A 4,538-nucleotide genomic window follows, 5' to 3' on the forward strand; every position below is an offset into this window, starting at 1 on the left:
GGGCAGCGCCTACCGCTCGCCCGGCAGCATCCATGTCGAGGGCGATGCGTCGTCGGCCTCGTACTTCGTCGCGCTGGGGGCGATCGCCGCCTTCGACGGGCGGGCGCTGCGCATCGAAGGCATCGGCGACGATTCGATCCAGGGCGACCTGCGCTTCATCGACGCCGCCCGCGCAATGGGCGCCGACGTGCGCAGCGGCCCCGGCTGGCTGGAGGTGCGCCGCGGCGTCTGGCCGCTGAAGGCGATCACGCTGGATTGCAACCACATCCCCGACGCCGCGATGACGCTGGCGGTGATGGCGCTGTACGCCCAGGGCACGACGCGCCTCGAGAACATCGCCAGCTGGCGCGTGAAGGAGACCGACCGCATCGCCGCGATGGCGACCGAGCTGCGCAAGCTCGGCGCAGCGGTCACCGAAGGGCCGGATTTCATCGAGGTGACGCCGCCGGCCGCCTGGCGCGCGGCCGCCATCCACACCTACGACGACCACCGGGTCGCGATGTGCTTCTCGCTGGCCGCGTTCAACCCGCTGGTGGGCGGTGCCGTTCCGGTGCGCATCCTCGATCCGCGCTGCGTCGCGAAGACCTTCCCCGACTACTTCGAGGCGCTGTTCGGCGTCGCACAGCCCGGCCCGGCCGGCGTGCCGGTGATCACGATCGACGGCCCGACCGCCTCCGGCAAGGGCACGCTCGCGAGCGCGGTCGCGCAGGCGCTGGGCTATCACTTCCTCGATTCCGGTGCGCTGTACCGGGCGACCGCGCTGTCGGCGCTGGATGCCGGCGTCGCCGAGACCGACGAGCCCGGCCTCGCGAAGATCGCCGCCGACCTGCAGCTGGCGTTCCACGACCAGCGGATCTGGCTGGCCGGCCGCGATGTGAGCGATGACCTCCGCCAGGAGCTTGTCGGCGCGATGGCGTCCAAGGTGTCGGCCTGGCCGGCCGTCCGGCAGGCGCTGTACGAGCTGCAACTGTCACACCGCCGCCTGCCCGGCCTGGTGGCCGACGGGCGCGACATGGGAACGGTGATCTTCCCCGGCGCCGACCTGAAGGTGTTCGTCGTCGCCAGCGCTGCCGTGCGGGCCGAACGGCGCCATAAGCAGTTGATTTCTAAGGGAATTTCGACTAGTATCGATGACCTTCGAGCCGACCTTGAAGCGCGCGACGCCCGGGATCAGAACCGGGCGGTTTCGCCTTTGAAGCCGGCCGAGGGAGCGAAGGTGCTCGACAACTCGGCACTGACCGTCGACGAATGCGTCAAGGCAGTGCTGGATTGGTGGGAAGCTTCGCGAAAGTTCGGTTGAAGTCTGCGCGGGCAGGCCCAACTGATTTGGCTGGCCCGCTGCTTCCCCTCCTGCACCGCTCTTGCCTCAACAAGAGACGTGCGCCGAGGCAGCGGTTCTACAACCTAACCGCAACGCAAGTTGCACCCGGAAATCCACATGCCTCAAACCCAAACCGCCACCAACCAAGGCGGCGAATCCTTTGCCGCCCTGTTCGAAGAATCGCTGAAGCGCTCGGAAATGCGCAGTGGCGAGGTCATCACCGCCGAAGTGGTGCGTGTCGACTACAACTTCGTGGTGGTGAACGCAGGCCTCAAGTCCGAAGCCTACGTGCCCATTGAAGAATTCAAGAACGACCAGGGCGAGCTCGAAGTCCAGGTCGGCGATTTCGTGTCGGTGGCCATCGACGCGATCGAAAACGGCTACGGCGACACCATCCTGTCGCGCGACAAGGCCAAGCGCCTGGCCTCGTGGCTGTCGCTCGAGAACTCGCTCGAATCCGGCGAGTTCGTGACCGGCACCGTGAACGGCAAGGTCAAGGGCGGCCTGACCGTGCTGGTCAACGGCATCCGCGCCTTCCTGCCCGGCTCGCTGCTCGACACGCGCCCGGTCAAGGACATGAGCCCGTTCGAGGGCAAGACCATGGAGTTCAAGGTCATCAAGCTCGACCGCAAGCGCAACAACGTCGTGTTGTCGCGCCGTGCCGTGGTCGAAGCCTCGATGGGCGAAGAACGCGCGAAGCTGCTCGAAACCCTGTCCGAAGGCGCGATCGTCAACGGCGTGGTCAAGAACATCACCGAATACGGTGCGTTCGTCGACCTGGGCGGCATCGACGGCCTGCTGCACATCACCGACATGGCCTGGCGCCGTGTCCGCCACCCGAGCGAAGTCGTTCAGGTCGGCCAGGAACTGCAGGCCAAGGTCCTCAAGTTCGACGCCGAGAAGAACCGCGTCTCGCTGGGCATCAAGCAGCTGGGCGACGACCCGTGGCACGGTGTTTCGCGCCGCTACCCGAACGGCACGCGCCTGTTCGGCAAGATCACGAACATCGCCGACTACGGTGCGTTCGTCGAGATCGAGCCGGGCATCGAAGGCCTGGTGCACGTCTCCGAAATGGACTGGACCAACAAGAACGTCGCCCCCAGCAAGATCGTCTCGCTGGGCGACGAGGTCGAAGTCATGGTCCTCGAGATCGACGAAGACAAGCGCCGCATCAGCCTGGGCATGAAGCAGTGCAAGGCCAACCCGTGGGAAGAGTTCTCGACCACGGTGCAGCGCGGCGACAAGGTCAAGGGACCCGTCAAGTCGATCACCGACTTCGGCGTGTTCGTGGGCCTGGCTGCCGGCATCGACGGCCTGGTGCACCTGTCCGACCTGTCGTGGAACGAGCCGGGCGAAGCCGCGGTCCGCAACTACAAGAAGGGCCAGGAAGTCGAAGCCGTGGTTCTGGCTGTCGATGTCGAGCGCGAGCGCATCTCGCTGGGCATCAAGCAGCTCGACTCCGATCCGTTCACGAGCTACACCTCGGTCAATGACCGCGGCATGATCGTCAACGGCAAGGTCAAGACGGTCGACGCGCGCGGCGCCGAGATCCAGCTGAACGACGACGTCACCGGCTACCTGCGTGCTTCCGAAATCAGCCGCGACCGCGTCGAAGACGCGCGCAACGTGCTGAAGGAAGGCGACGAAGTCTCGGCGCTGATCATCAACATCGACCGCAAGACGCGTTCGATCCAGTTGTCGATCAAGGCCAAGGACAACGCCGACCAGCAGGAAGCGATGCAGCGCCTGTCGACCACGAACGAGCGCGAGACCGCCGGTACCACCAGCCTGGGCGCCCTGCTGCGCGCCAAGCTGGACAACCAGAACAACGGCTGATCCCGTCGTTCCCCTGACCGAACCCTGAGGATCAACAGGACCCATGACGCGTTCCGATCTCGTGACCCGGCTGGCAGAGCAGTTCAGCCAGCTGACGCATCGCGACACCGAGTTCGCCGTCAAGACCATCCTGGATGCGATGTCCGATGCGCTCGCGCGCGGGCACCGCATCGAGATCCGCGGGTTCGGCAGTTTCTCGATCAACCGCCGCCCGCCGCGGGTGGGGCGCAATCCCCGCTCCGGCGAGCAGGTGGTGATTCCCGAGAAGCTGGTTCCGCATTTCAAACCCGGCAAGGCCTTGCGCGAAGCCGTCGACGAGCAGGTTCCGCTCGAGGACGACCAGCCGATGCCGATCACGCCGCTGACGGGCACCTGAGCCCGCTCCGCGTGCGCTGCGCGCCGCCGACCTAGAATCGGCCGCCATGATGCGCATCGCCGTCTGGCTCTTCCGAGCCTTCATCTTCTTCAGCCTCTTCGCGTTCGCGCTGAACAACCAGCACGACGCCACCGTGCGCTGGTTCTTCGGCCAGGAATGGCATGCCCCGATGGTGTTCGTCGTGCTGACCGCCTTCGCGTTCGGCTGCGCCTTCGGCGTGCTCGCGATGGTGCCGAGCTGGTGGCGCAACCACCGCCTCGCACAGCGCCGCCTGCGCCGCCGCGGCGACCATCCCGAGCTCGCCGACAGCGCGCTGACGCCGTCTTCCGAGCTCCCCACCCGAACCGATTCCCACCCTCCGCGCGATGGACTTTGACTACCAGTGGTTCCTGCTCGGCCTGCCGGTCGCGTTCGCCCTCGGCTGGCTGGGCTCGCGCCTCGACCTGCGGCAATGGAAGCGCGAGCAGCGCGACTCGCCGAAGGCCTACTTCAAGGGCCTGAGCCTGCTRCTGAACGAGCAGCAGGACAAGGCGATCGACGCCTTCATCGAAGCCGTGCAGCAGGATCCGGACACCTCCGACCTGCACTTCGCGCTCGGCAACCTGTTCCGCCGCCGCGGCGAGTACGAGCGCGCGGTGCGCGTGCACCAGCACCTGCTGAACCGGGCTGACCTGCCGCGCGCCGACCGCGAACGCGCGCAGCACGCGCTGGCGCAGGACTTCATGAAGGCCGGCCTGTTCGACCGCGCCGAAGAGGCCTACAAGGCGCTCGAAGGCACCGCCTTCGACACCGAGGCGCGCCTCGCGCTGTTGACGCTGCACGAGCGCTCGCGCAACTGGCGCTCGGCGGTCGAGGTGGCGCAGAAGCTCGAGCGCAGCGGCACCGGCTCGTTCGCGTCGCGCATCGCGCACTACTGGTGCGAGCTGACCCTCGATGCCGATGCGCGCCAGCAGCAGGCCGACGGCGACGACGCGCTGCGCCGGGCGCGCAGCGCGGCCCCGCAGG

General features: G+C 67.0%; 5 protein-coding genes. All 5 read left to right on the top strand.

Going from position 1 to position 4,538, the window contains the following annotated elements:
• Positions 1–1,300: (d)CMP kinase (gene cmk, locus AC1D15_RS19015; RefSeq protein ID WP_477827212.1), on the top strand; the 1,300-nt coding region annotated here is incomplete at its 5' end.
• 138 nt (positions 1,301–1,438) lie between these two features.
• Positions 1,439–3,157, top strand: a complete 1,719-nt coding sequence (gene rpsA, locus AC1D15_RS19020) for a 30S ribosomal protein S1 (protein WP_052203807.1) — start codon at positions 1,439–1,441, stop codon at positions 3,155–3,157.
• Between the two features lie 43 nt (positions 3,158–3,200).
• The gene (locus tag AC1D15_RS19025) at positions 3,201–3,533 is read left to right on the top strand and encodes an integration host factor subunit beta (protein ID WP_052203810.1); all 333 of its coding nucleotides are present in this window, start codon (positions 3,201–3,203) and stop codon (positions 3,531–3,533) included.
• 49 nt (positions 3,534–3,582) lie between these two features.
• Positions 3,583–3,909, top strand: coding sequence for a LapA family protein (locus AC1D15_RS19030; protein WP_465114055.1), 327 nt, complete (start codon positions 3,583–3,585; stop codon positions 3,907–3,909).
• On the top strand, positions 3,899–4,538 hold a 640-nt coding region (locus tag AC1D15_RS19035; protein WP_477827213.1), incomplete at its 3' end, for a tetratricopeptide repeat protein. The genes AC1D15_RS19030 and AC1D15_RS19035, both read left to right, overlap by 11 nt.

The sequence above is a fragment of the Rhizobacter sp. P2_H2 genome (assembly GCF_056403375.1).